Raw genomic sequence first — 25,000 nt, forward strand, 5'->3', positions numbered from 1 at the left:
CGGCCCGCGACATGCTCCCCAACCCCGAGTACTCGGTGACCTCCATCGCCAAGCTGCTCGGCGTCAGCCCGGGGACGCTGTACAACCACATCCCCGATCTGAAGGAGCTGCGCGCCTCGGGGACACGCCGCGAGTTGGGCCCGGCCCAGGGCTGAACGGAACCGGGCCTGCCGACCAGCGCGGAGAGGTCTTCTAGGCGGCGCCGGTACGGTGGCGGACCCACGCCAGCGCCGTGGCCGCGGCCCGCCGTAGGTAGGGGCGCAGGTGCGGCACCCCCTTCGGGGCTGGCTGACGGCTCATCCGCGTCCAGTAGCCGGCGTAGGCGGCCGCGTAGCTGGTGAGCACCTCCTCGTCGGCCTCTTCCCACGTGTCCACCCCGGCCAGGTGGTGTTCGGCGGCGGGGGTGTGTCCGGCCATGACCAGGTGCGGCACCAGGTCCGCGATGTCCTGCCAGGGGGCGCCGTGGAAGGCGTGCGCCCAGTCCACCACGGCGATGTGGCCGCCGGTGGTGGTGAGCAGGTGGTCGGGGCGGATGTCACCGTGCACCAGGGCGGGGCCGTCGGCGTGCGAGCGCCACACTGTTTCGGCCTTGGCCAGCTCGGCCAGGTGCTGGCGCTCCCACGCGCCGAGGTCTTCGGGTGGGTCCTGGGCGAGGAGTTCCCAGCCGTGCAGCCAGGCGCCCCGGGCGGTCGAGGACGGCTCCAGTTCGGCCACCGGGCAGGGGGTCAGGGTGCGGCTCATCGCGGCGATCGCGTCCACCACGGGTTCGATGTCGGCCGAGCCGGGCGTCGGGTCGGGGTGGCGGCCGTCGACGTCGTCGAAGACCAGCACCACCCACCCCTCAGCGGTGCCGTGCCAGAGCAGCCGCGGCACGGGGGCCGCGGAAGGTAGACCGGCAGCGATGCGGGCCTCGTGGCGGTAGGCGTCGGCGAGCGGGTGCGTGACGGGCATCGCCTTGACGAAGGCGCCTGAGTCGTCGGCCAGGCGGAGGCGGGCCGCCACGCCGGGGGTGAACCCGCCGCCCTGGTCGGCCACCGACGCCACGGGTGAGCCGAGACGTTCGGCGACGGTGCGGCGCAGCGGTGCGGGAAGGGTGTCCCAAGCGGGTCGGACGGCGGTGCGCCCGTCAGCTCGGCCAGGTCCCGCAGGCAGTCCCGGCCGATGGGGGTGGCGCCCAGGTCGGTCTCCAGGTGGTACCAGCCTAAGTAGGCGGTGCGCGCCAGGGAGCGGGCGGCGGTGGTGAGTTGGTGGGTTTCCTTGTAGGCCATGAACTGCTGGCCGCGCACGATCCTCTTGTGGATCAGCCAGGTGAGCACGAGCGCCTCGACCAGCAGGTCGGTGCACGTGGGCGGGGCCTGGCGGTGGGCGTCGATGAACGCCTCCACCTGCGGGTGGCCGCTGTCGGGCGCGGGGGTGTGGTCGGGGTCGGTGTACATCAGCCTGCCCCGGGTGGTGCTGGTGATGTGCTCGATGCGGCTGGCGGGGGCGAGGTAGAGGTCGAGTTGGTAGAGCATGTGGCGGTGCACGAGCAGGTGGACGAACCCGAGTCCGCCCACCAGGTCGGGGACGATGGTGTCGGGCCAGGCGGGCAGGAGCTAGTTGAGGCTGGTGGCGATGAGGGCGTCGTGGGCGGCGGTGAACGCCGGGTAGTCGGTCTCGCGCACGCCGACGACCAGGTCGACGTCGGAGAGCCGGTCGGAGGTGCCGGTGGCGAAGGAGCCGCGCACCACCAGGTGGGTGACGGCGGGGCTGGCGGCGAGCAGGCGCATGGTCTGGTCCATGACGGTGAACTGCTCGGGACGGTTGGCGGCGGCCAGGGCTTCCAGGGCGGCGTCGGTGGCGCTCATCGGCTCACCTCCTTGAGGGGTTCGTCGGTCAGGCTGTGCGGGCCCAGCACGATAGCCTTGTGCTCGCGCCACGTGGTGACGGCGGCGGTGTCGCCGCGGTCGCGGTGCAGGGCGATGACCATGTCGTAGGCGCGGCCCTCGTCCAGACGGCGGTTGAAGAACAGGCGCAGCAGGTGGTGCTCGGCGGAGCGGACGTAGCCCAGGTGGGCCAGGCGGCGGGCGGTCGTCGCGTACCCCGCCAGCTCCTCCTCATCGGCTTCCGGCAGGTGGCGCACGCACCTCTCGGGCAGGTGCTCGCCGTCGCGTAGCCAGTCGAGGGTGGGGCCGGCGTAGCAGTCCAGGATCAGGTGGATCCGTGCGGGCCCGTGGGCGTTGCACGCCCCGTGCACGAACGTGGGGGTCAGCCGCCAGATCCGGCCGGGGCCAGGTGGACGGCGCTGCCGCCCAGGACCAGGAACGCCGAGGAGGCGGTGGCGAGGGGGATGTGCACGCGGTGGCGTTCGGTCTGGGCGAGTCCGTCCTCCTGGTAGTCGCGGTGCTCCCACAGGTAGGACCCGGCTTCCAGCAGGGCCAGGCGCGCCCACATGTACTCCAACCCCAGCTCGTCCAGCAGCGCCCGGGTGGTGGGCATGCGCCCGAGCAGGTCGGTGGGCCGGGCGGTGGTGGTGTCGCCGATGGTGACGTCGCGGGCGTGGCCGGTGTCGTTGAGCAGGGACAGCGTGCCCCACCCGCCGGACTGGAAGCGGCTGTAGCCGCTCACCCAAAGGCCTCCGCGTCACCGTTCATGCCGACAGGGTGGCGTGTCCCGCCACCGGTGTCAACAGATGTGACAGTCGTCGGGACTCACCGTTCCGTTCCTGCTCGGACCCCAGGATGCGGGAGCCGTCGAAGAGCCCGGTGTACAGGCGTGCGGCCTCCTCGGCCTGGTCGTCGAACCACAGGAAGGGCGTGATGCCGGTGATGGTGACCATCGGGGTGTTCTCTCGTGTCGCGGTGCGCGGGCGGGGTGTGTGCCCGCCTCTCACCCACACGTCGCGCGGCACCGCCCCGGATCGACACGCCCCCGGGATCTCCTCGGCCGGATCCGCCCGGTGCGCGGTCAACGGTCGTCCTTCTCCAGGTCGGCGAGGAAGTTCAGCAGCGCGGCGTTGACCTCGGCGGGGCGTTCCTGCTGGGTCCAGTGGCCGCAGCCGGGCAGGGTGAGGTTGCCGTAGACGCGGGGGGCGACCAGGTGGAGGTTCTCGCGCAGGAAGTCCACGCCGCGCATCCTCGCGACCATGTCGCGGTCGCCGATCGCGTACAGGGCGGGCACGTCGACCGTGCGGCCCTGGAAGGCGGCGAGCAGCCCCTGGTTGAGTTCGATGTTGCGGTACCAGTTGAGGGGGCCCGTGAAGCCGCCGGGGCCCTGGAAGGCCTCGGTGAACACGGCCAGGTCGTCCTCGGTGAGCCAGGCGGGGAGCTGTTCGGGGTCGGCGAGGCTCTCCAGCAGGGGCTGCCCCTGGGTGATCATCCACATCGCGCGGTCGTCGGGGTTGTCACCCGAGGCGGTGTAGAGCAGGCGGCGCAGGAACGCGGCGGGGTCGGCGGCCATCTGGGCGTCGATCTCCCCCGGGCTCTGGAAGCGGACCTGGTAGAAGTCCTCGCCGTAGATCTCACGCGTCACCGAGATCGCGGGCATCCCGGCCGGGGGCAGCGGCGGTACGCTCAGCCCCGCCACGCCGCGCACCAGGTCGGGGCGGAGCAGGGCGGTGGTCCAGGCCACGGGTGCGCCCCAGTCGTGGCCCACGACCACGGCGTCGGAGGCCCCCAGGGCGTTGATCAGCGCGGTCACGTCGCCCACCAGGTGCGGAAGGGTGTAGGCGTCCACCGCGTCGGGGGCGTCGCTGCCGCCGTACCCGCGCTGGTCGGGGGCCACGACCCGGTACCCGGCCTCGGCCAGCGGTGTGAACTGGTGGCGCCAGGAGTACCAGCTCTCGGGGAAGCCGTGCAGGAGCAGGACCAGCGGCCCCTCCCCCTGTTCGGCGATGTGCAGGCGGACGCCGTTGGCCTCGACGTGGCTGTGCTTGACGGTCAACGCTGGCTCCAGCCCCCCGTTGGAGTGGGCAGGGCCCGGCCCGCCCGGGGGACGGCGGCGGCCCTCAGTAGCGAGGATAGGCGAGGCCGGCCACGCGCACGCATCCGGCCCGAACAACACCGCATGTCTCATAATATGAGAATGGCATCTCATTGACAGAGACAAGGGTGTAGTGTCCCAGAACCGGGACACCCCCGTCCCACGGACCACGGAAAGGGGCGCCCCATGGCGCGCTACACCCACGGCCAGCACCGCGCCGTCACCGACTCCTACCGCTGGCGCAACGCCGCCAACTCCACCGCCTACGCACTGCAGGAGATGACCCCCGGCCGCTCCCTGCTGGACGTGGGCTGCGGCCCCGGCTCCATCACCGTCGACCTGGCCCAGCGGGTCGCCCCCGGGCCTGTCACCGCCGTGGACGCCTCCCCAGAGGCGATCGAACTGGCCCGCGCCACCGCCAGGGAGGAGGGCGTGGACCACATCGACTTCCGTGTCGGCGACGCCCACGTCCTGGACCTGCCCGACGACTCCTTCGACGTCGTCCACGCCCACCAGGTCCTGCAGCACGTGGCCGACCCCGTGCGCGCCCTGGCCGAGATGCGGCGCGTGGCCCGCCCCGGCGGCGTGGTGGCCGTGTGCGACAGCGACTACTCCGCCATGTACTGGTACCCGCGCCTGCCCGAACTGGACACGTGGATGGACCTGTACCAGAGCGTGGCCCGCGCCAACGGCGGAGAGCCCGACGCCGGCCGACACATGGTGGCCTGGGCGCACGCGGCCGGGTTCACCGACGTCACCTACGTGGCCGAGGCCTGGAGCCACTCCGCGCCCGACCACCGCCACTGGTGGGGCACCATGTGGGCCGAACGCATCCTGGTCTCGGACATGGGGCGCCAGGCCGTCCAGGAGGGCCACATCACCCGCGAGGAGCTGGAGGGCATCTCCCAGGGGTGGATCCGGTGGAGCCAGGACCCCGACGCGGTGTTCGTCGTGCCCCGCGGCGCCCTGCTGTGCCGTGCCTAGAACCGACACCGACACCCGGGGAGACCACTGGCCAGGCCGGGCACGGCCGGTATAGCGTCGGAACCCGTGTGGACACCGTCGCGCACGCTGGAGGGGACCATGTCCGACCTGCCGATCGGCTACTGGCTCAAGCACCTGGACCGGTTGATCGAGAACGACTTCGACCGCGCCCTGTCCACCGAATCACTGGGGCGACGCCACTGGCAGGTCCTCACCTCCCTGCACACCGAACCCGCGACGGTGCGTGACCTGGACCACAGGCTCGCCCCGTTCCTGGAGGAGGGCGAGCCCACCGTCGCCCCCACTGTGGAGGAGCTGCGCCGCCGCGGCTGGGTGAAGGGCGGCGACCCCCTGTCCCTGACCGCCGCCGGGCGGAGCGCACACGAGGAGCTCTTCGAGAGGGTCGGCCAGGGGCGCCGCCGCCTGAGCCGGGGCATCAGCGAACAGGAATACCATGCCGCCGTCGACGTGCTGGAGCGCATGTCGGCCAACCTCGAACAGGGCTGAGCCCCGGCTAGGTCGGCTCCACGCCCAGGTCGCGGGCGAGTTCGACGAAGGCCAGGTCAGGGCGCTTGGGAAGGCCGAAGCGTGCGTCCCCGTAGGGAAAGGGGAAGGTCCGGCCCGTACGGGCGTAGCCACGCCGCTCGTACCAGGAGATGAGCTCCGCGCGCTGCCTGAGCACCTGCATCCGCATCAGGGAGCACCCCCACTCGCGCTCGGCGACGCGCTCGGCCTTCGCCAGTACGCGCCGCCCCAGACCGCCGCCCTGGATCGTGGGCCGCACGGAGAACATCCCGAAGTAGGCGTCCGCCGCGCCGCGCCGCAGCTCGCAGCAGGCCACCAGCTCACCGCCGGATTCGGCCACCAGGACGAGCGTGTCGTCACGGGACAGCAGGGCGGCCATGCCGTCCTCGTCCACGCGCTGGCCGTCGAGCAGGTGCGCCTCGGTCGTCCACCCCCGCCGGGAGCCGTCGCCCCGGTAACAGGCGTTGACCAGCTCCACCAGCGCGGAGGCATCGCCGGGGACGGCCGCTCGGTAGTGCAGTTCCCCGCCCTCCTGCGCAGCGGTGCCGTCGGTGTCGGTGGTGGTCACATCTCCCCCTCGTGCTCGGATCGCTCCCCAGTATCGGGTACCGCTCGGCCCGCCTCAGCCGCCAGCGGTCTCTGACGCGTGCGGGCGTGTGCGCCCGTGTCTGGAACGGTGGAGGACCAGGGTTGCGTCCGGTTCCCGCGAGGCCATGGCCTGGATGGTCGGCATCGCGGGCGTCCTCATCCTCCTCAGTGGCCTCGACATGCCCGGGTGCGTCGACGCCTTCGAGGAATCGGCCCCGGTCGAGTTCCTCAACGGCCTTTGACCGCCGGTCCGCAGCGGGGAGAAGGTCAGCCGACACGCTCCGCGCGCCGGGAAGGCCGGGCCCCGTGCCCCCGGATGACCCACTCGGCCACGGCGATGTTGACCACCCAGCCCGCACCCATGAGCGCCGCCCTGACCACCTCGCCGGGAGCGCCGAGGAACAGTACCCAGGGCAGGTGGGTGAACACCTGGGTTCCCGCCCCCTGGCCGATCGCGTAGGCACGCACCATCCAGGCGCGGTGCCCGGCGATGTCGCGCCGCCGCACCGCGGCGAACCCCAGCACGAGGAAGAGGGCCATGGCCGAACCGAACCCCAGCCGCTGCACCATGAGCAGCTCCCCGTCCATCGCCGGCAGGGTGTAGGACACCGTCATCCACAGACCAGTCAGCGCCGAGACGAGCCCGAACGGGACCAGGAACCGGCCCGCGAGGCGGTGCCACCCGGGCCGCCGCCGACGCAGTCCCGGGGCGAACTGGAACGCGCCCAGAACGCAGTACAGCGCGGACGCCGCGATGTGCAGCACCACCGGGACGGGGGAATCGAAGAAGCGGGCGTTGCCGGGGGTGACCGGCCCGCCGCCGCCCAGTTCGGCCAGGCGGAAACCGCCCGCGATCACCGGAACCGCGCTGAGCAGGACCAGCAGAACGGGCACGAGCCACTCACGCCGGGGAGAGGAAGTCTTGTCCTTGATCGCCATGCCCCGATCCTGGCCGGGCGAGGGCCGCCGGGGCATCGGACATCCGGCCCGAGCCGCCTCAGCCGATCGGAGGAGGCAGAGGTCCCCCGCACACGCCGGGACGGTGACCGCTCATCCCCGAGGGGCGCCGTCCGGACCCGAACGGGGCCTGCCCCGGCGGGTCTCGTAGGCCCACATCGCGATCTCCACACGGTTGCGCACACCCAGCTTGGCCATCAGGCCCGCGATGTGGGTCTTGACGGTGCTGAGCGCGATGTGCAGCTCCCCGGCGATCTCGGCGTTGGTCCGCCCCCGGGCGACCGCCGCCAGGACCTGCTCCTCCCGCCCGGTGAGCGCCTCCACGGGCCGCACCGGCGGCGCGGCCGGCCCGGAGTCGGCGAAGGCGTCCAGCAGCCGCGCCGTCACGGCCGGGGCGATGAGCGCGTCCCCCGCCGCGGCGGCGCGCACGGCCTGGCCGAGCAGGTCCGGCCCGGCGTCCTTGAGCAGGAAGCCCCGGGCACCCGCGCGGAGCGCGGCATAGACGTACTCGTCCAGATCGAACACGGTGATGACGACGACCGCGAACGGATCGGCCACCTCCGGCCCGGCCAGGGCACGGGTGGCCCCGATCCCGTCGAGCCGGGGCATGCGGACGTCGAACAGGCACACGTCGGGGCGCAGGCGCCGCGCCAGGTCCACCGCCGCGCGCCCGTCGGCGGCCTGCCCCACGACCTCGATACCGGCCTGGGCGTCCAGGATCATCGCCAGGCCGGTGCGGACGATCTCCTGGTCGTCGGCGACGACCACCCGGATGCTCACGTCTTCCTCCCGGAACGGGGCAGCTCGGCGGTCACGGTCCAGCCGCCCCCGGGCGCCGGCCCGGCCGTGCAGGTGCCGCCGAGCAGCTCGGCCCGCTCGGCCATCCCGGCGATCCCGTACCCGCCTGCCGGGCGCGGGGCCGAAACCGCACCGTCGTCGCCCACCCTCAGGCGCACCCAGGCGCCGTCGGCGGTGACGTCGACCTCGATCCGGGTGGCGCGGCGGGCATGACGCCGGGCGTTGGTGACCGACTCCTGGGCCAGACGGTAGAGCGCCGTCCCCACCAGCGGGGACAGCCCGTCGAAGTCGCCGCGCAGCCGCACCCGCACGGACGGGACACCGGGCCAGGAACGGCGCACGAGCCGACCGATGTCGTCCACACCCGGACCGGGCTCCAGCTCCGCGGCCCCGCCCTGACGCAGGAGGTGGACCATGGTCCGCATGTCGGCGAGGGCGCGCGAGGCCTCGAACTCGATCACCCCGAGCGCTTCGACGGCCGCATCCGGGCGCTCCCCGGCCACCGCCAGACCCGCCTGGGCGCGGATCGCCACCGCCGAGACGTGGTGGGCGACGGTGTCGTGCAGGTCGCGGGCGATCCGCTCGCGTTCGAGCAGCCTGGCCCGGTCCGCCTCGCGGCTCCTGGCGCTGGCCCGGTACCGCTGGGCCGCGCCCAGCGCGCCCACCGAGAACAGCACCGCGAAGCCGCCGACCACGTCGGTGGGCTCCCCGTGTCCCAGGACGGCCTGGAGGAGGAACTCGGCGAGCACGATCGCCGCACCCGCCAGGACCTGGCGCCCCGCCCCCCATCGCAGCAGCGCGTAGGGCAACAGCAGGAAGACCACGCTCGTGTACATCTCCCCGGGCTGCACACCGGTCGCCGCCGACACCAGCGCCGGAACGCCGAAGACGGCCGCGAGCCCCAGAACCGGACGGGCACGGCGCCACAGCAGCACGGGCAGCAGAGCGACGACGAGCACCACCGACAGCGCCCGCCACGGCAGGTCCGGCCGCAGCAGGCCCTCGGCCACCGCGGCCGCCGCGAACACGGCGACGAGCGTCCAGTCCCACCGGGGGCGGGCGGGAGGGCCGAGGGGGCGCGGTTCGTCCCACACCGAACGCAGAAGTCCGTGCACGGAGATCATCGTAGGGGCCGCGCCGCCCGAGCGGATCGGCCCGAAGGAGGAGGGAGAGGATCCGTGAACCTCCGGCCGCCGGAATTGACCTCAATAAATGTTGAGGTTCTATGGTCGGACCGACCACGAGCCCGACGACCGCGACCCCAGGGGACACCGCCCATGATGGAGATGGCCGCGTGGAACTCCATGTACCACGCCATGCACGCCCAAGAGGACCAGCGCCCCTTCTCCCTACCGCTCCTACGGCGCATCGCCTCCTTCGCCCGCCCCCACTCCCGCCAACTGGCGTGGTACCTCGCCCTGAGCGTGGTCGCCGCGGCCCTCGCCGTCGCCTCCCCCCTGCTCGCGGGCCGGGTCGTCGACGCCGTCGTCGGCGGCTCCGCCCTGGGGCCGGTCCTGGCCCTGGCCGGGCTCATCGCCACCGTCGCGGTGGCCGAGGCCGCCCTGTCCCTCGCCGTGCGGTGGATGTCGGCCCGCCTGGGCGAAGGGCTCATCCTGGACCTGCGCACCACGGTCTACGACCACGTCCAGCGCATGCCGGTCGCCTTCTTCACCCGCACCCGCACCGGAGCCCTGGTCAGCCGCCTCAACAACGACGTCATCGGAGCCCAGCGCGCCTTCAGCGACGTCTTCTCCGGCGTGGCGGGCAACACCGTCACCCTCGTCCTGGCCCTGGTGGTGATGCTCGGCCTGTCCTGGCAGATCACCCTGCTGTCCCTGGCCCTGCTGCCGGTGTTCGTTCTGCCCGCACGCCGCATGGGCGCCCGCCTGGCCCGTATCGAACGCGAACGTGCCCTGCACGACGCTGCCATGGGCACCCAGTTGACCGAACGCTTCTCCGCCCCCGGAGCCACCCTCGTCAAACTCTTCGGCTGCCCCCGCGAGGAGTCCGCCGAGTTCGCCCGCCGGGCTGGCCGGGTTCGCGACATCGGTGTGCGCACCGCCATGGTCCAGGAGGCGTTCTTCGTCGCGCTCACCCTGGTCTCCGCGCTGGCGCTGGCCCTGGTCTACGGGCTGGGCGGCCTCTACACGCTGCGCGGCCAACTGGAGGCGGGCACGGTCGTGGCCATGGGCATGCTCCTCACCCGCCTGTACGCACCGCTGACCGCCCTGGCCGGCGCACGCGTGGAGGTGATGAGCGCCCTGGTCAGCTTCAGCCGCATCTTCGAGGTCTTGGACCTCGAACCCCTGGTCGACGAGCGTCCCGGCGCCCGCACCCTGCCCGAGGGGCCCACCTCCCTGGAGTTCGACGAGGTGACCTTCGCCTACCCCAGCGCGGAGAAGGTGTCACTGGCCTCCCTGGAGGAGGTGGCCGTCCTGGACACCGCCGACCACGGCACCGTCCTGCACGGGGTGTCCTTCCGCGTCGAACCGGGGCGGATGGTCGCCCTGGTCGGGTCCTCGGGCGCGGGCAAGTCCACCATCGCCCAACTCGCCCCCCGCCTCTACGACGCCGACACCGGGACCGTCCGCCTGGGCGGCCACGACGTGCGCGACCTGACCTTCGCGTCGATCCGCCAGGCCCTGGGCGTGGTCACCCAGGACGGCCACCTCTTCCACGAGAGCATCCGGGCCAACCTCACCCTGGGCAGCCCCGACGCCACCGACGACCGCTTGTGGGACGCCCTGCGCCGCGCCCGCCTGGACCGGCTCGTCTCCTCCCTGCCCGAAGGCCTGGACACGGTGGTCGGCGAACGCGGCTACCGCTTCTCCGGCGGCGAGCGCCAGCGGCTGACCATCGCCCGCCTGCTGCTGACCGACCCCGAGGTGGTCATCCTCGACGAGGCGACCTCGGCGCTGGACTCCACCTCCGAGGCGGCGGTCCAGGAGGCCCTGGCCGAGGCGCTGCGCGGCCGCACCTCCCTGGTCATCGCCCACCGGCTGTCCACGATCCGCGCGGCCGACACGATCCTGGTCGTGGAGGCCGGACGGATCGTCGAACGCGGCACTCACGCCGAACTGCTGTCACTGGAGGGCCGCTACGCCGAGCTGTACCGCACACAGTTCACTGAGAGCGGGCCGCAGGAGGCCGCCGCCCTCGGGTGAGGCCCCGGTCCCCGGTGGCGCCACACCGGGGGCCGGGGCCCTCCTGCCGGAAGGGCCCTAGAGGGTGTCGGTCACGGTCTTGCCGTCGCTCTTGTCGATGCTGAAGGAGTCCACGACGGTGCCGTCCGCGGTGCGGGCGGTGTAGCGCAGGGTGTCGCCGTCCACTTCCACGGCCTGGTAGGTGGAGGTGTCGGAGAACTGCACCCGCACCTCGGCGCCGTTATCCGTCCAGTTGTCCTCGGAGATGTCGTACATCTTGGTGCCCGTCACCGCGACGGTGTAGACCGGCCCGGTCTGCACGGCCGGGTCGGCGGTGGCGTTGGCGGCCACGTTGCCGCGCCCGTAGGAGTGGTCGTGGCCCTGCAGGACCAGGTCGACGTCGTAGTCCTCGAAGGTGTCGAGCCAGGCCCGGCGCAGGAGGGCGTTGTCGCGGTCGGGGCTGTTGGAGAAGACGGGGTGGTGGAAGGTGACCACCGTCCAGGGGTGGGGGTTGTCGGCCAGGACGTCCTCCAGCCAGTTCTGCTGGATGTCCATCCAGATCCGGCTGCCGATCGGCGCGGCCTGGCGGTAGTTGGAGTTGAGGACGACGAAGCGCACGCCCTGGTAGTCGGTGTAGTAGGTGGTGGAGGGCAGGTGGCGCCCCCAGGAGCTGGCGCCGTTGCCCGGGGTCGGGAACTGCGGCCGCCAGTAGTCGCTCAGGGAGAGCAGCGCGTACTCGTGGTTGCCGGCGGTGGTGACGTGGTTCATGGTGCCGGTGGCCTCGGCTCCGAAGGCGTTGAACCAGTCAGTCCACTCCGACTCGCTGTCGGCGTCGTTGACCAGGTCGCCGGCGTGCACGGCCAGTTCGGCGTCGGGCTCGGCGGCCAGCGCGGCCTGGGCCATGGCGGCGCCGCCGGTGGAGATGCCGTTCTGCACGTCGCCGAAGTACAGGAATGTGAAGGGGTCGGCGCCGGAGGAGGCGGTGGTGAAGGTGCGCCAGCGGCTGAAGGCGGTGCCGTCGCCCACGCGGTAGCGGTAGTCGGTGTCGGGGGCCAACCCGTCCGCGGTGGCGGCGTGGAAGGTGCCGCCGACCGATCCGGTCTCGGTGCCCTCGACGGTGGTGACCTGGTCGGGTGTGGCGGCGGGGGCGATCTCCAGGACGGGGGAGCCCGAGCCCTGCGAACGCCAGGTGAGGGTCTGGGAGGTGGAGGGGTCGGCGGTGGGGACGAGGATGACGCGCTCGGGGGCGGTGGCCGCGGAGGCGGCAGGGGACGTCACCGCGACGCAGGTCAGGGCCAGTACGGCCGTGCCGAGGGCGGCGAGGGTGCGGCGGGCAGCGGAGTCGGACACGATGGGGTGCCTTTCTGCCGGGGGAACGCTGACGCGGCGACGGTAGCCTCCCGCCGACAACACGGTGTGAACCGTCGGGGACCATCCGTCGCGGTGTGGTGAACGCCGGGCATGGCCCTCCTTTCCTACCCAGGACACGGGCCCCAGGGCTCCGTGAAGACGCGCTCCGCGGCCCGTGCGGGAACACACGGGGACGGTCTCCCCGCGCGGGGCGGGGAGACCGTCGGGGAGCGGTCACCGTCAGGAGGACACGGTGATCGGCGAGGCGGGCGTGGTCACGTTGGCCACGTCGTAGGTGGCGGTGAAGTCCGCGCTGTCACCGGAGGGGCAGCCGAAGCCGCCCTCCAGCTCCACGTCCACGGTGGTGTCGAAGGCGAGCACGGACTCGGTGCCGCCGTTGGTCCAGGTGCCCTCGACCCCGGCCGCGCCGTCGGGGTGCACGGTCGCGGTGCACGAGGCCAGGCCGCTGGTCTGGACCACCACTCCGGCGGTGGGGATCACCAGCGTCCCGGTCGAGGGCGAGCCGTGCTGCATGACGATGTCCCAGTCCTCGTCGGGTGTGGTCACCACGGCCGAGACCAGGGGCACGTTCGTGTCGCAGTCGGTGAAGGTCGGCGCACTGATCGTGCCGGTGACCGGCCCGGAGGCGTTGGCGTTGGCGGGCGCGGAGGGGACGAAGCCCCCGGCGTCGGAGGTGTCACAGGTGACGGTGATGCTGCCCGCGGTGAAGGTCGCGGTCCCGTCCAGGGCTGCGGAGAACTCGTCCCCCGCAGGGGTGACGGTCGTGGACCCGGCGGCGTGGGCCGGGACGGCCGTGGCCAGCGCGAGGCCGACGGCGGCCAGGCAGACGGGCAGAGTACGGGTCAAGGGTCGCGGAAACGACATGTCTCTCCTCGGTGCATGGGGGCGGAAGCCGAAGCGGTCCGCCCGGCGGTGCAGGGATCAACGCGCCATGGGGGTCGGTCGCCGTGGTGGTCCGGTCGTCCGCGCCACCCTCCCGCCGGGATGCGTGCCGCCCGGCGGGAGGAGTCGTAGGGGCCGTTCAGCCGGTGGAGTCCGCGGTCTTCGCCGTCCGCTGTCTGCGATCGCGCCGGGACTCCCTGGCGGGCTTGGCGGTCGGCCTCCAGGCGAAGGCCAGTGCCCCGCCGACCAGGGCCAGCAGGGTGCCGATGACGAACCCGCCGAGGTTGGAGATGACCAGCGCACCCAGGCCGAGGAACCCGGCCAGGGAGCCCGTCACCAGGTTCTGGTTCGGGGTGAACCAGGTGATCAGGCCCAGCACCACCAGCATGCCGCTGATGAGCAGGGTCGGGACGCCGGCCAGCCCCAGTTGGATCATGACGTCGATCGGGGCCAGGGGGATGGCCGCCATCTCCAGCCCGGCCAGGACCATCAGCAGGCCGCCCGCGAAGGGGCGCCTCTTGCGCCAGTCGCGCATCCGGGAGAGCACGGTCGGTCTCTCCTCTAGAAGCACTCGTCGACTCCGGGCTCCACTCCCAGGCGCAGGCCGTCCAACCGGAAGGTGCCGGCGTTGGCCGCCCAGGCGGTCTGCTCCAGGTCGTCGACGACGATGGTGCTCGACTGCATCCCGAACAGGTCGTTGAAGCCCTGGGCGCCCTCGGGGCCCTGGTCCAGGGTGCCCGCGTCGCGGCCGATCTCCATGTCGGTGAACTCGGCGTTGCCCGCCATCTGCTCCATGTCGATGACCAGGTCGGAAGCGTGGACGGTCTCACCGTCGGCCCCCGCCTCCAGGTTCAGCGAGATGGCGCCGATGATGGGGAACTCGGTGAGGACCGACATGCACATGCCCTGGAGGTCGGCCTCACGGATACCGGCGACGGCAACCGGAACGGCCTCCTCGCGCACGTTCTGGTTCAGCCAGCCGTACTGGACGAAGCCCTCGCCTTCCAGGTGGTCGGCGGAGATCTTGAAGCTCTGCCCCGAGACCGCGAACGAAGCGGCCAGAGCGCCCTCGGCCATCCCGAACAGCAGCGCGCCCACGGCGACCCCGGAGGGGACCAGGAACAGGACGAAGCGCTTCAGGTTGGTGTGGGACTCGGGCTTGTCGCCGATACCGGAGTCCGTGGTCCCAAGGGGCTCGGGGGATGTGGTGCCCATAGGTGCTCTTTCCATTGGAATTCCTATGGTCACGACGCGCCATACCGGTCTCCCCCCGAAAACACCGGCACGTGACCCTACGGTCGAGTAACATGGTGTTCCGGAACACACCTGATTTCAAGGGGGGTTCACAGGAAATCTTCCGACGCCGGGCTCTCGCGCGCCGCCCAACCCAGAGCGGGATCGCCCCCACGGCAGGTTGTTCCGCATGGTGTGCCCCGGCGGAGCGCCGTGCCTTCCCCTGTCCGCGCGGGTGGCCGGAGACCGGGGCGGGTGTGGGGCCGGTGCGGAAAAGGGGAGGAATCGAGCTTCTGTTTCCGAATGTATTCTCCTGCCCTTTTCCGCCGCACATGTCAGCCTGAAGAGGGCACGGGCGTCTTCGCGCCTCGCGGCGGCACAGGCGGTCCCATGAGGTGGGATGACCGGGTGCACCCGTGTTTGGGAACGCTCCCATGGGCCTAGGATCGGCCCATGGACACACGCACGCTCGGACGCACCAAGCAGAACGTGGGCGCCGTCGGATTCGGCGCCTGGCAGATCGGCGGCACCTGGGGACAGGTCACAGAAGACGACGCCCTCGCCGCCCTGCACGCGGCCGCCGACTCCGGCGTCACCTTCTTCGACACCGCCGACGTCTACGGCGACGGCCGCAGCGAGAGGCTGGTCGGCCGACTCCTCAAGGAGCGCCCCGGCCTCACCGTGGCCACCAAGATGGGCCGCCGCGCCGACCAGCGGCCCGCCAACTACAACCCCGACCACTTCCGCGCCTGGAACGACCGCTCACGCGACAACCTCGGCGTGGACACCGTCGACCTCGTCCAACTGCACTGTCCGCCCCGCGAGGTGATCGACACCGACGCCGTCTTCGACGATCTGGACGCCATGGTCGAGGAAGGCCGCATGCGCGCCTACGGCGTGTCCGTGGAGACCTGCGAGGAGGCCTTGGCCGCCATCGCCCGCCCCGGCGTGGCCACCGTGCAGGTCATCCTCAACGCCTTCCGCCACAAGCCCCTCGAACAGGTCCTCCCCGCCGCCCGCGAAGCCGGGGTCGGCATCATCGCCCGCGTCCCCCTGGCCAGCGGCCTGCTCTCGGGCCGCTTCACCGCCCACACCTCCTTCGCCTCCGACGACCACCGCACCTTCAACCGGGGCGGAGAGGCCTTCGACCAGGGCGAGACCTTCTCCGGCGTGCCCTACGAGGTCGGCCTGGAGGCCGTGGAACGCCTGCGCCCCCTGGTGCCCGAGGAGGCGACCATGGCGCAGTTCGCGCTGCGCTGGATCCTCGACCAGGAGGGCGTCAGCGTGGTCATCCCCGGCGCCCGCAGCGCCGACCAGGCCCGGCGCAACGCCGACGCCGCGGCGCTGGCCCCGCTCGGCGCCGACACGCACGAGCGCGTCCGCCGGGTCTACGACGACCTGGTCCGACCGCACGTCCACCACCGCTGGTAAGGCCTCAGCTCCGGCGCACGGTGAGGGCGATCAGGTAGCGGCAGACCTCCCCTGCCGGGTTGCGGTACTCGCAGGGGGCGGGCGGACCGAGTTCGAGGCAGTCGCCGGCCGAGAGCACGTGCTCCTCCTGCCCCTCGCGGAACGCCAGAACGCCCTCGACCACCCAGATCTGGTGGTGTGCGAGCAGATAGGCCTCGGCCGGGTAGGACACCCGCGCCCCTGCGGGCAGCTCGACCTCCACCAGCTCCACCGCACCCCCCGTCCGGGGGGAGACCGACCGCCGCCGGTAACCGGTCTCGGGATCGGTCCACACCTGCTGGTCCGCCCGGCGTACCAGGCGCCCGCCCTCGTGCTCGGCGTGCGCGATGAGCTGGGACAGCGTGATCCCCAGCGCCGCCGCCAGCCGCCCCAGGAGTACGGCCGTGGGCTGCACGTCCCCGTGCTCGATCCGGCTGACCATGGCGCGGGACACCCCGGCGCGCTCGGCCAGAGCGGCTCCGGTGAGGCCGCGGGAGGCGCGCAGCTCGCGCAGGGAAACAGCGAGGGCGGTACCGAGGGCGTCACTCATGCGTTCACCATAGTGCACACTTCGTTTAGCATGATGAACATGAGTGCAGTGACCACCCTGATCCGCGACGCGTCGCGCGACGACGCCCCGGCCTGCGCGGAGATCTACGCCCCCTACGCCACCGACACCGCCATCACCTTCGAACTGGACCCGCCCGGCGCCGGGGAGATCGCCGAACGCATCACCGCCTGCCAGCGTGAACACGCGTGGATCGTCCTGGAGGAGCGGGGCCGGGTCGTCGGCTACGCCTACGGCGCCGCCTTCCGCACCCGCGCCGCCTACCGCCGCTGCTGCGAGGTCAGCGTCTACCTGGACCGCGACCGCCGCGGCTCAGGACACGGCCGCGCACTCTACGAGGCCCTGATGCCCAGACTCGCCGCGCGCGGCATGACCTCCGCCATCGCGTGCATGACCCTGCCCAACGACGCCAGCCTGGCACTGCACCGCGCGCTGGGGTTCCGGGACGTGGGCGTGATGCACCGCGTGGGGTACAAGTTCGACACCTGGTACGACGTGGCCTGGGCCGAACTCGACCTCACCCCGCTCGCCCCACCGGCCTGATCCGGCTCACCGCAGGTCCGGCTCGGCCTCGGGGACCGTGGCCTGGGCCTCGCGCCCGGAGGGCACCGCCGCCTGGGACACGCACGCACCCGCCACGATGACCACCGCGCCGAGCACCTGCACCGGGCTCAACGCCTCCCCCAGCAGCACCCACGCCAGCACGATCGCCGTCACCACCTCCAGGTAGGCCACTCCCCCCGCCACCTGCGGCGACAGGCGCCGGATGGCCGCGACCCCGGTGAAGTAGGCCACCGCCGTGCACACCAGCCCCAGCCACAGGGCCAGCACCCACCCCGGCAGCCGCGCCCCACCCAGCGGCAGCGGCTCGGCCAGTACCGCCCACGGCAGATCCCACGGACCGGCCAGGGCCCCCAGCACCACCGTCGCCACGAGCGCCCCGGAGGCGACCAGCGCCAACGGATCGGTGTCCTCCCCGGCCGCGTCGGAGAGCAGGAGGTACCCGGCCTGCCCGGCGGCCGCTCCCAGAGCCAGGGACACCCCCACAGCGTCCAGGCGCAGACCCGCCCACACCTCCAGCAGAAGCACCAGACCGGCCACGGCCAGCACGACACCCGCCACGGCCCAGGCCGACACCCTCCTGCGGCGCACCAGGCGGAACCACAGCAGCACCAGCACCGGGCCGGTGAACTCCAGGAGCAGAGCCACGCCCACCGGGATACGTGCGACCGCAGCGAAGTACAGCGCCTGCACACCCGCCATGGGGAAGATCCCGTAGCCCAGGACGAGCAGGGGCCTGTGCAGCACCAGCCGCCAGCGTGCCAGGGCGACCGGTGCCAGCGCCAGCGCCGCCCCGGCCATGCGCAGCCACGTCACGTGCAGCGGCTCCATGCCCGCCTCCAGCAGGGGGCGGGCCGCCACACCCGCCCCACCGAAGGCCAGAGCGGAGGCGGCGGCGAAGGCCAGCCCCGGGGTTCGACGACGTACGGGCTGCGCTGCCACGGGGCCTCCGCGTTCGGTGGTACTGGTTCCTGACCCAGCCGAGCGTAGCCCTGGGGCGCGGCGCGCATGGAAAGGGCCCGGCGGGGAGCACACTCCCGCCGGGCCCGCCCCCTGATGGGCGGTTACTGTCCGGTGGCCTCCTCGACCTCGGAGATGAACTGCTCAGCGGCCTCCTCGGGGGTCAGCTCGCCGAAAGCCAGTTGGTCGGTGGTGCGCTTGATGATCTCCACGACGTCACCGGCGCCGATGGGCGGCGGCGGGTTGCCGTCCACGATCGTGCCCTCGATGTCGGCCAGGAAGCCGGCGCTCTGGGCATCGGCCTCGGGCAGCGAACTCAGAATGGACTCGCGCACCTGCAGGTTGGCGGGCAGACCGCGGTCGGCCAGGATCAGGTCGGCCGCCTCCTGGCTGTTGACCAGGAAGTCCACGAACCGCGCGGCCTCCTCCGGGTGGTCGGACTCGGACGAGACGGCGTAGAACATGGCCGGCTTGAAGAACATGCCGGTCCGGTCGGACTCGGTCTCACCCGGGTAGCGCAGCAGCTCCAGGTCGCGTCCGGCCGACCCCGTCAAGCCGCCCAACTGGTTGGTCCAGAAGTGCGCCATCGCACCGCTGTTGGTGGCCAGGACCGACTGGTCGGGGCCGCCGGCCTCGATCTCCACGCTCTGGGAGGCCTCCGGCTGGCCGCCGTTGTCCAGCAACTCCTCGGTGAGCTCGAACCATTCGGTCAGGGTCTCCTTGGAGAAGCCCAGCGACCCGTCCTCGTTGTACAGCTTCTCGCCGTGCTGGCGGGCGAAGATCGAGAAGCCCGTCTCGTTGTAGGCCATGGACTGGGTGCCCACGACCTCGCCGTCGGTGGCCTCGCTGATCTCGGCGGAGATCTCGACGTAGTCCTCCCACGTCCAGGAGTCGTCGTCGGGCATCTCCACACCGGCCTCCTCGAAGGCGGCCGGGTCGGCGACGATCGTGTAGGCGTTGACACCGGTGGCCACACCGACGGTGGCCCCGTCCAGGTCGCCGCTGTTGGCCACCGAGGGGTCGATCTGCGACAGGTCGAGCACGTCGGAGTACTCGCTGAGGTCGGCCAGCGCGCCCCGGTCGCCGTACTCGCGCAGGTAGCGCTCCTCCTGGGTCATGATGTCGGGTGCGTCGCCGGCAGCGGTGCTGGTCGCCAGCCGGTCCCAGTAGGAGGACCAGTCGGTGTAGTCGGCCACGACCTTGATGTCGGGGTTCTCGGCCTCGAACAGGTCGATGACCTCCTGCGTGGTGGCGTGCCGGTCGTCGGCGCCCCACCAGGCGAAGCGCAGTTCGACCACACCGTCCTCGGTCTCACCGCCGCCGCTTCCGCAGGCGGTCGCGGCCATGACGAGGGCGCACGCCCCCGCGGCGACGGGCAGGAGGCGGGAGCGACGGCGGAGGTGTCCGCCGTTGGGGGTTGCTCGCATGTTTTCGGTGTCCCTTCGACTACTTGATTCCGGTGGTGGCGATGCCTTTGACCAGGTATTTCTGTCCGGCGAGGAAGAATCCGAAGACCGGCCCCAGAGCGACCACCGACATCGCCAGCAACGGACCCCAGGAGGTCTGCGACTGGGAGTCGACGAAGGTGCGCAAAGCCACGGGCACGGTGTACATCTCCGGGTCGGTGAGGAAGATCAGTTGGCTGAAGAAGTCGTTCCAGGTCCAGATGAAGGTGAAGATCGCGGTGGTGGCCAGCGCCGGCATGGACAGCGGCAGGATGATCCGCAGGAAGATCCGCACGTGCCCGCACCCGTCGATGCGCGCGGCCTCGTCCAGGTCCTTGGGCAGGCCGCGGATGAACTGCACCATCAGGAAGACGAAGAACCCGTCGGTGGCCAGCAGCTTGGGCACGATCAGCGGCCAGACCGTGTTGATCCAGTCCAGTTCGGCGAACAGGATGTACTGCGGCACGATGATGACGTGGATCGGGAGCATGATCGTCGCGAGCATGATCGCGAAGAACAGCCGCTTGCCGAAGAACTCCAGCCGGGCGAAGGCGTAGGCGGCCATCGAGCACCCGATGAGGTTGCCGATGATCGCCCCGCCCACCACGAGCGCGGAGTTGAGCATGTAGTGGTGGAACGGGTACTGCAGCGCCGTCCAGCCCTCGACGTAGTTGCTCGGGATGAAGGTCTCGGGGATCAGGCCCGGAGCGCGGAAGATCTCCTCGGTGGGCTTGAAGGAGCTGGAGAGCATCCACAGCAGCGGGTAGATCATGACGAACCCGGCCGCGATGAGGCCGACGTGGATGAGCAGCCGCTTGAGGCGTTCGCCGTTGCGGGGTTTTTCAGTCGTCATAGAAGACCCAGTACTTCGAAGCGAAGAAGTTGACCGCGGTGAACCCGCCGATGATGACCAGCAGCAGCCAGGCCATCGCCGAGGCGTAGCCCATGTCGAAGGAGCCGAACCCGCGCTGGTACAGGTAGAGCGTGTAGAAGAGGGTGGAGTCCGAGGGGCCTCCGGTTCCGCTGCTGACGATGAACGCCTGGGTGAAGGTCTGGAAGGCGTTGATGATCTGCAGCACCAGGTTGAAGAAGATGATCGGGGTGAGCATCGGGACCGTGATGTGCCAGAACCTGTGCAGCTTGCTGGCACCGTCCACCGAGGCGGCCTCGTAGTACATCGTGGGGATCTGCCGCAGCCCGGCCAGGAAGATGACCATCGGGGCACCGAAGGTCCACACGTTGAGTACGACGAGCGTGCCGAGCGCGTAGTCGGGGTGGGAGACCCATCCCGGCATGTCCTCGAACCCGAGGAAGCCCAGCAGCAGGTTGATCAGCCCCTCGGCGCCAAAGACCTGCCGCCACAGGATCGCCACCGCGACGCTGCTGCCCAGCAGCGAGGGCAGGTAGTACACCGACCGGTACAGCGGCAGGCCGCGCAGGCCGCGGTCCAGGATCATCGCCAGGGCCAGAGCCAGGGCCAACTGGAGCGGCACCGAGGTGAACACGTAGACGAAGGTGACCTTCAGCGCGCTCAGCAGCCGGTCGTCGCCGAGCATCCGCTCGTAGTTCTCCAAGCCGACCCATGAGTGGTCGCCGATGAGGCTGTAGTCGGTGAAGGAGAAGTACAGGGAGGCCAGCAGCGGGCCCGCGGTGATGAACAGCAGGCCGGCGAACCAGGGGATGAGGAAGCCGTAGGCGGCGAGGTTGTCCTTGCGCGGCCGCTTGCGTGACCGTCGCTGGGGCGGGGCGGTCCCGGCGGAGGACGCGCCGGTGCCCGGTTTCGCCGCGGGCGTGCGTTGCAGCAACGCGCTCATGGTGCCCCACCGCCCGTTGGGCACCGGGACCCGGCGGGGGTCGTGTGCGGGCCTGGGTTCATGGCCGGAGACCGCCAATCTCGATCGGAGGACGGACAGCGCACGCCGTGTGTGGTTGAGAACACGGTGCAGATCAGCGAACACCGCCTTGGTAAGCGCTATCCAGGTACTAGGATGTTCAGTTTCTAGCACCGGGTTAATCGGGTGTCAACGATACATTTCCCCCGATCCGTCCACCAGGGGTACGCATAGGGCTCTCATCAGGGATAACCACATCCCGCCCCGCCTCGGAGAATCCGCCGTGGCCGCCCGGGGGCCAGGGCTGCCGACGCCCCCCGTTCACCTGCGCCCCCTGCTCCCCGTTCAGGCGCTGCACTGACCTCCCCTCTTGTCTCCCAGTCAGGAAAGCGTTTACCATGCTGGGTGTGAACCACACCACCCCACGCAGGTACGCCATCGTCGGCACCGGATCCCGCGCCCGCATGTACACCTGGGCCCTCACCGGCTCCCACCGCGACCACGGACACCTGGTCGCCCTGTGCGACACCAACCGCACCAGGATGGCCGTGCACAACGGCATCGTGGCCGAGGCCGGACTCGAACCCGTCCCCGCCTACGCGGCCGAGGACTTCACCCGCATGCTCACCGAGCAGCGCGTCGACGAGGTCATCGTGTGCACCGTCGACCGCACCCACGCCGACTACGTCGTCGCCGCGCTGGAGGCCGGGGTCGACGCCATCACCGAGAAGCCCATGACCGCCGACCTGGACGGGCTGCGCCGCATCAACGACGCCCAGAAGCGCACCGGGCGCCGCGTCACGGTCGGCTTCAACTACCGCTACAACCCCGTCCACCGCCAGGTGCGCGAGCTGCTGGCCGGCGGCGCCATCGGCGAGGTCGGATCGGTCCACTTCGAGTGGCTGCTGGACCTGCGCCACGGCGCCGACTACTTCCGCCGCTGGCACCGCGACAAGACCCAGTCCGGCGGACTGCTCGTACACAAGGCCAGCCACCACTTCGACCTGGTCAACTGGTGGACCGGGGCCCGCCCCACCGAGGTCTACGCCAAGGGCGGCCTGTTCTTCTACGGCCCCGACAACGCCCGCCGCCACGGCCTGGGCGCCGACTACCGGCGCGGCCACGGCGCCGCGTCCGCCGAAGGCGACCCCTTCGCCCTGCACATGGACGACAGCCCCGACCTGAGCGCCCTCTACCTCCAGGCCGAGCACGAGGACGGCTACCACCGCGACCTCAACGTCTTCGGCCCCGGCATCACCATCGAGGACGACATGTCCGTCATGGTCTCCTACGACACCGGGGTGCGCCTGACCTACCACCTGGTCGCCTACGCTCCCTGGGAGGGCTACCGGATCTCCTTCACCGGCAGCAAGGGCCGCCTGGAACTGGACATGACCGAGTTCGACCACACCTCGCCCCACCAGGACGAGAAGACGCCCGTGCGCGGCATGCCCGCCCCCAAGGACGACACCACCGCCCGCCTGTGGCTGCGCCGCCACTGGCAGGAACCCGAGGAGATCCCCGCCGCTGTCGGCGACGGCCCCCACGGCGGCGGCGACAAGGTCATGCTCACCTCCCTGTTCTCCGGCGCCGACGACGGCATCCGCCCCGACCACACCGACGGCGGCAACGCCCTGCTCACCGGGCTGGCCGCCAACGCCTCCATCGCCACCGGGGCACCCGTCACCGTCGCCGACCTGCTCAGGGGCCAGGCGTGAGCGCACCGACACCCCTGCTGCTGGTCGGCATCCACGGCCACGGCCGCCACCACCTGCGCGCCCTGCACCGGCTCACCGGCACCGGACGGGTCCGCCTGGCCGGCGTCTGCGACCCGACGCCGCCCGCCCCCGGCGACGACCTGGAGGGCCACGGCCTTCTCCCCCACTTCGCCGGCCTGGAAGAGGCGCTGGAGGCCACCGGTGCCCGGGTCACCGTCATCGCCACCCCCATCCACACCCACCTGCCCCTGGCACGCACCGCCCTGGACCACGGATCGCACATCCTGCTGGAGAAGCCCACCACCGCCACCCTGGCCGAGTTCGACCAGCTCAACGCGGCGGCCGAGGCCGCCGGCCCGTCCTGCCAGATCGGCTTCCAGAGCCTGGGCTCACACGCCCTGGCCGCCGTGCGCGCACTGGTCGACTCCGGCACCGTGGGCCGCGTCCTGGGCATCGGCGGCGCCGGCACCTGGAAGCGCACCTCGCACTACTACGACCGCGCGCCCTGGGCCGGACAACGCCGCCTGAACGGACACGACGTCGTCGACGGCGCCCTGACCAACCCCTTCGCGCACGCCGTCGCCACCGCGCTCGACCTGTCCCGGGCCGCGGAGGAACCCGTCCACGACGTGGAGTTGGAACTCTTCCACGCCCACCCCATCCAGAGCGACGACACCTCGTGCTTGCGCGTGCGCACCCCCGACGGGACCCCCGTCACCGTGGCGGTCACCCTGTGCGCGCCCGAGACCACGCCCCCGCGCCTGACCGTGCACGGCGAACACGGTCGCATCGACCTCGACTACACCCTGGACCGGGTCACCGTGCACCGCGACGGCCGCCCGCCCCGAACCACCGAACACGGGCGCACCCCCCTGCTCGACAACCTCCTGGACCACATCGAACACGGCACCCCGCTTCTGGTCCCGCCTACCAGGACCCGCGCGTTCATGCACGTGCTGGAGGCGGTGCGCACCGCACCCGACCCCGTCGCCGTACCGGCCACGCGCCAGCGGGTGCGCGAGACCCCAGAGGGCACCCACCGCGTCATCACCGGCATCACCGACCTGGTCCACCGCAGCGCCCGGCACCTGGCCCTGTTCTCCGAACTCGACCCCGCCTGGTCCCCGACCGCCCTGGAGTCCCACCCGTGACCACCGACCTGTCCCTCGCGGGCACCGCCCTCGCCCGCTGGTGCGAGGGCGCCACCGTCCCCGAACAGCTCTCGCCCCGCCCCTACCTGCACCCGGTGCGCACCCTGGCGGGCACCGCCGTCACCGAGGTCTACCCCGACGACCACCTGCACCACCTCGGTGTCAGCGTCGCCGTCCCCGACGTGTCCGGCACCAGCTTCTGGGGCGGGCGCACCTTCACCCCCGACCGCGGCTCGGTCCTGCTCGACAACCACGGCCGCCAGCGCCACCTGTCCTGGGCCGTGCACGAGGACGACCACCGCGTCGAACTGCTGTCCTGGACCGTCCCCGACGGCAGCGAACTCCTGCGCGAGGAGCGCACCACCCGCGCACTGCCCATGGACGGACACACCTGGGCACTGGAGGTGGACGTGCACCTGACCAACACCAGCGGCCGCGACCTCAGCATCGGCAGCCCCGCCACCAACGGGCGGCCGGGCGCCGGCTACGGCGGCCTGTTCTGGCGCGCCCCCATCTCCCCCGCGCCGCCCGTCTGCACCGGACCCGACGGCGCCGAGGGCGAGGAGGACCTGCACGGGTCGAGCGCCCGGTGGCTGTCCATGGCCGGCACCACCGCCGACGGCACCCCCTGGACCCTGGTACACACCCAGCCCGGCGACCACGTCGACCCGTGGTTCCTGCGCGCCCGGGAGTATCCCGGTACCGGCCCCGCCCTGGCCTGGGAGGCTCGCCTGCCCCTGCCCCGCGGCGGCACCCTGCGCCGGATCCTGCGGACCGCCGTCCACGACGGCCGCGCCGAGAACCCCCGGGAACTGGCCGAGCGCACCCTCGCCCTGCGCTGAACTCCCACCCCACCGACCCAGGAAGGCAGCGCC

At 71.7% G+C, this 25,000-nt stretch carries 28 protein-coding genes; 9 read left to right on the forward strand and 19 right to left on the reverse strand.

The window, feature by feature from the left end:
• Window positions 1-192: 192 nt before the first annotated feature.
• The gene (locus ACFHWE_RS16485) at window positions 193-1,035 is read right to left on the reverse strand and encodes a phosphotransferase family protein (protein ID WP_416602534.1); all 843 of its coding nucleotides are present in this window, start codon (window positions 1,033-1,035) and stop codon (window positions 193-195) included.
• Between the two features lie 231 nt (window positions 1,036-1,266).
• Between ACFHWE_RS16485 and ACFHWE_RS16490 the strand changes: the two genes are divergently transcribed.
• The gene (locus ACFHWE_RS16490) at window positions 1,267-1,494 is read left to right on the forward strand and encodes a hypothetical protein (RefSeq protein WP_416602535.1); all 228 of its coding nucleotides are present in this window, start codon (window positions 1,267-1,269) and stop codon (window positions 1,492-1,494) included.
• 101 nt (window positions 1,495-1,595) lie between these two features.
• Here the strand turns inward: ACFHWE_RS16490 and ACFHWE_RS16495 are convergent, their stop codons facing one another.
• The 5 genes from ACFHWE_RS16495 to ACFHWE_RS16515 all read right to left on the reverse strand — a co-directional run bounded on the left by ACFHWE_RS16495 (window position 1,596) and on the right by ACFHWE_RS16515 (window position 3,921).
• A complete protein-coding gene (locus ACFHWE_RS16495; RefSeq protein WP_416602536.1) occupies window positions 1,596-1,847 on the reverse strand; it encodes a nucleotidyltransferase domain-containing protein in 252 nt (83 codons plus the stop codon).
• Entirely contained in the window at window positions 1,844-2,236 is a 393-nt protein-coding gene (locus ACFHWE_RS16500) for a hypothetical protein (RefSeq protein WP_416602537.1), read from the reverse strand. Before ACFHWE_RS16500 ends, ACFHWE_RS16495 begins: the two co-directional genes overlap by 4 nt.
• 11 nt (window positions 2,237-2,247) lie before the next feature.
• Window positions 2,248-2,607 (reverse strand): aspartyl/asparaginyl beta-hydroxylase domain-containing protein, encoded by a 360-nt coding sequence (locus tag ACFHWE_RS16505; protein ID WP_416602538.1) that lies wholly within the window; start codon window positions 2,605-2,607, stop codon window positions 2,248-2,250.
• Between the two features lie 22 nt (window positions 2,608-2,629).
• Complete coding sequence (locus ACFHWE_RS16510; protein ID WP_416602539.1) at window positions 2,630-2,818, reverse strand: VOC family protein; 189 nt, start codon at window positions 2,816-2,818, stop codon at window positions 2,630-2,632.
• Window positions 2,819-2,946: 128 nt separating this feature from the next.
• On the reverse strand, window positions 2,947-3,921 hold the full coding sequence (locus tag ACFHWE_RS16515) for an alpha/beta fold hydrolase (RefSeq protein WP_416602540.1): 975 nt from the start codon (window positions 3,919-3,921) through the stop codon (window positions 2,947-2,949).
• Window positions 3,922-4,146: 225 nt separating this feature from the next.
• Here ACFHWE_RS16515 and ACFHWE_RS16520 point away from each other — a divergent pair, with 225 nt between their 5' ends.
• Together ACFHWE_RS16520 and ACFHWE_RS16525 are read left to right on the forward strand one after the other, a co-directional pair.
• Window positions 4,147-4,944: a class I SAM-dependent methyltransferase gene (locus ACFHWE_RS16520; RefSeq protein WP_416602541.1), complete on the forward strand. Its 798-nt coding sequence runs from the start codon at window positions 4,147-4,149 to the stop codon at window positions 4,942-4,944.
• 99 nt (window positions 4,945-5,043) lie between these two features.
• On the forward strand, window positions 5,044-5,451 hold the full coding sequence (locus ACFHWE_RS16525; protein WP_416602542.1) for a MarR family winged helix-turn-helix transcriptional regulator: 408 nt from the start codon (window positions 5,044-5,046) through the stop codon (window positions 5,449-5,451).
• Window positions 5,452-5,458: 7 nt separating this feature from the next.
• Here the strand turns inward: ACFHWE_RS16525 and ACFHWE_RS16530 are convergent, their stop codons facing one another.
• The 4 genes from ACFHWE_RS16530 to ACFHWE_RS16545 form a co-directional block, all read right to left on the reverse strand.
• Window positions 5,459-6,037, reverse strand: a complete 579-nt coding sequence (locus ACFHWE_RS16530) for a GNAT family N-acetyltransferase (protein ID WP_416602543.1) — start codon at window positions 6,035-6,037, stop codon at window positions 5,459-5,461.
• 287 nt (window positions 6,038-6,324) lie between these two features.
• Entirely contained in the window at window positions 6,325-6,996 is a 672-nt protein-coding gene (locus tag ACFHWE_RS16535; protein WP_416602544.1) for a DUF2306 domain-containing protein, read from the reverse strand.
• A 111-nt stretch (window positions 6,997-7,107) separates the two neighbouring features.
• Window positions 7,108-7,794, reverse strand: coding sequence for a response regulator (locus tag ACFHWE_RS16540; RefSeq protein ID WP_416602545.1), 687 nt, complete (start codon window positions 7,792-7,794; stop codon window positions 7,108-7,110).
• Window positions 7,791-8,927, reverse strand: coding sequence for a sensor histidine kinase (locus ACFHWE_RS16545; protein WP_416602546.1), 1,137 nt, complete (start codon window positions 8,925-8,927; stop codon window positions 7,791-7,793). The genes ACFHWE_RS16540 and ACFHWE_RS16545 overlap by 4 nt, the downstream gene beginning before the upstream one ends.
• A gap of 171 nt (window positions 8,928-9,098) precedes the next feature.
• On the opposite strand from ACFHWE_RS16545, the gene ACFHWE_RS16550 reads away from it, so the two are divergent.
• Window positions 9,099-10,976, forward strand: a complete 1,878-nt coding sequence (locus ACFHWE_RS16550; RefSeq protein WP_416602601.1) for an ABC transporter ATP-binding protein — start codon at window positions 9,099-9,101, stop codon at window positions 10,974-10,976.
• A 57-nt stretch (window positions 10,977-11,033) separates the two neighbouring features.
• Here the strand turns inward: ACFHWE_RS16550 and ACFHWE_RS16555 are convergent, their stop codons facing one another.
• From ACFHWE_RS16555 to ACFHWE_RS16570, 4 genes are all read right to left on the reverse strand, one after another.
• Window positions 11,034-12,305: a metallophosphoesterase gene (locus tag ACFHWE_RS16555; protein ID WP_416602547.1), complete on the reverse strand. Its 1,272-nt coding sequence runs from the start codon at window positions 12,303-12,305 to the stop codon at window positions 11,034-11,036.
• 240 nt (window positions 12,306-12,545) lie between these two features.
• Window positions 12,546-13,190 carry a hypothetical protein gene (locus ACFHWE_RS16560; RefSeq protein WP_416602548.1) on the reverse strand — a complete coding sequence of 215 codons (645 nt, stop codon included), beginning with the start codon at window positions 13,188-13,190 and terminating at the stop codon, window positions 12,546-12,548.
• A 157-nt stretch (window positions 13,191-13,347) separates the two neighbouring features.
• Window positions 13,348-13,755 carry a DUF6114 domain-containing protein gene (locus ACFHWE_RS16565; RefSeq protein WP_416602549.1) on the reverse strand — a complete coding sequence of 136 codons (408 nt, stop codon included), beginning with the start codon at window positions 13,753-13,755 and terminating at the stop codon, window positions 13,348-13,350.
• 14 nt (window positions 13,756-13,769) lie between these two features.
• Window positions 13,770-14,423, reverse strand: coding sequence for a DUF6230 family protein (locus ACFHWE_RS16570; RefSeq protein ID WP_416602550.1), 654 nt, complete (start codon window positions 14,421-14,423; stop codon window positions 13,770-13,772).
• A 471-nt stretch (window positions 14,424-14,894) separates the two neighbouring features.
• Here ACFHWE_RS16570 and ACFHWE_RS16575 point away from each other — a divergent pair, with 471 nt between their 5' ends.
• Window positions 14,895-15,872: an aldo/keto reductase gene (locus tag ACFHWE_RS16575; protein ID WP_416602551.1), complete on the forward strand. Its 978-nt coding sequence runs from the start codon at window positions 14,895-14,897 to the stop codon at window positions 15,870-15,872.
• A gap of 4 nt (window positions 15,873-15,876) precedes the next feature.
• Here the strand turns inward: ACFHWE_RS16575 and ACFHWE_RS16580 are convergent, their stop codons facing one another.
• Window positions 15,877-16,440, reverse strand: coding sequence for a helix-turn-helix domain-containing protein (locus tag ACFHWE_RS16580; RefSeq protein WP_416602552.1), 564 nt, complete (start codon window positions 16,438-16,440; stop codon window positions 15,877-15,879).
• Window positions 16,441-16,470: 30 nt separating this feature from the next.
• On the opposite strand from ACFHWE_RS16580, the gene ACFHWE_RS16585 reads away from it, so the two are divergent.
• Window positions 16,471-17,001: a GNAT family N-acetyltransferase gene (locus tag ACFHWE_RS16585; RefSeq protein WP_416602553.1), complete on the forward strand. Its 531-nt coding sequence runs from the start codon at window positions 16,471-16,473 to the stop codon at window positions 16,999-17,001.
• Window positions 17,002-17,007: 6 nt separating this feature from the next.
• Here the strand turns inward: ACFHWE_RS16585 and ACFHWE_RS16590 are convergent, their stop codons facing one another.
• The 4 genes from ACFHWE_RS16590 to ACFHWE_RS16605 all read right to left on the reverse strand — a co-directional run bounded on the left by ACFHWE_RS16590 (window position 17,008) and on the right by ACFHWE_RS16605 (window position 21,238).
• Window positions 17,008-17,961 (reverse strand): EamA family transporter, encoded by a 954-nt coding sequence (locus tag ACFHWE_RS16590; RefSeq protein WP_416602554.1) that lies wholly within the window; start codon window positions 17,959-17,961, stop codon window positions 17,008-17,010.
• A 122-nt stretch (window positions 17,962-18,083) separates the two neighbouring features.
• Complete coding sequence (locus ACFHWE_RS16595) at window positions 18,084-19,406, reverse strand: ABC transporter substrate-binding protein (protein ID WP_416602555.1); 1,323 nt, start codon at window positions 19,404-19,406, stop codon at window positions 18,084-18,086.
• 19 nt (window positions 19,407-19,425) lie between these two features.
• A complete protein-coding gene (locus ACFHWE_RS16600; protein ID WP_416602556.1) occupies window positions 19,426-20,277 on the reverse strand; it encodes a carbohydrate ABC transporter permease in 852 nt (283 codons plus the stop codon).
• On the reverse strand, window positions 20,267-21,238 hold the full coding sequence (locus ACFHWE_RS16605; protein ID WP_416602557.1) for a carbohydrate ABC transporter permease: 972 nt from the start codon (window positions 21,236-21,238) through the stop codon (window positions 20,267-20,269). The genes ACFHWE_RS16600 and ACFHWE_RS16605 overlap by 11 nt, the downstream gene beginning before the upstream one ends.
• Window positions 21,239-21,663: 425 nt before the next feature.
• On the opposite strand from ACFHWE_RS16605, the gene ACFHWE_RS16610 reads away from it, so the two are divergent.
• The 3 genes from ACFHWE_RS16610 to ACFHWE_RS16620 are packed head-to-tail and all read left to right on the forward strand — an operon-like array spanning window position 21,664 to window position 24,967.
• The gene (locus ACFHWE_RS16610) at window positions 21,664-22,974 is read left to right on the forward strand and encodes a Gfo/Idh/MocA family protein (RefSeq protein ID WP_416602558.1); all 1,311 of its coding nucleotides are present in this window, start codon (window positions 21,664-21,666) and stop codon (window positions 22,972-22,974) included.
• The gene (locus tag ACFHWE_RS16615; RefSeq protein ID WP_416602559.1) at window positions 22,971-24,125 is read left to right on the forward strand and encodes a Gfo/Idh/MocA family protein; all 1,155 of its coding nucleotides are present in this window, start codon (window positions 22,971-22,973) and stop codon (window positions 24,123-24,125) included. The genes ACFHWE_RS16610 and ACFHWE_RS16615 overlap by 4 nt, the downstream gene beginning before the upstream one ends.
• Window positions 24,122-24,967 carry a PmoA family protein gene (locus ACFHWE_RS16620; protein ID WP_416602560.1) on the forward strand — a complete coding sequence of 282 codons (846 nt, stop codon included), beginning with the start codon at window positions 24,122-24,124 and terminating at the stop codon, window positions 24,965-24,967. Before ACFHWE_RS16615 ends, ACFHWE_RS16620 begins: the two co-directional genes overlap by 4 nt.
• Window positions 24,968-25,000 lie beyond the last annotated feature (33 nt).

The sequence above is a fragment of the Nocardiopsis sp. LOL_012 genome (genome assembly GCF_048060475.1).
Lineage (GTDB): Bacteria > Actinomycetota > Actinomycetes > Streptosporangiales > Streptosporangiaceae > Nocardiopsis.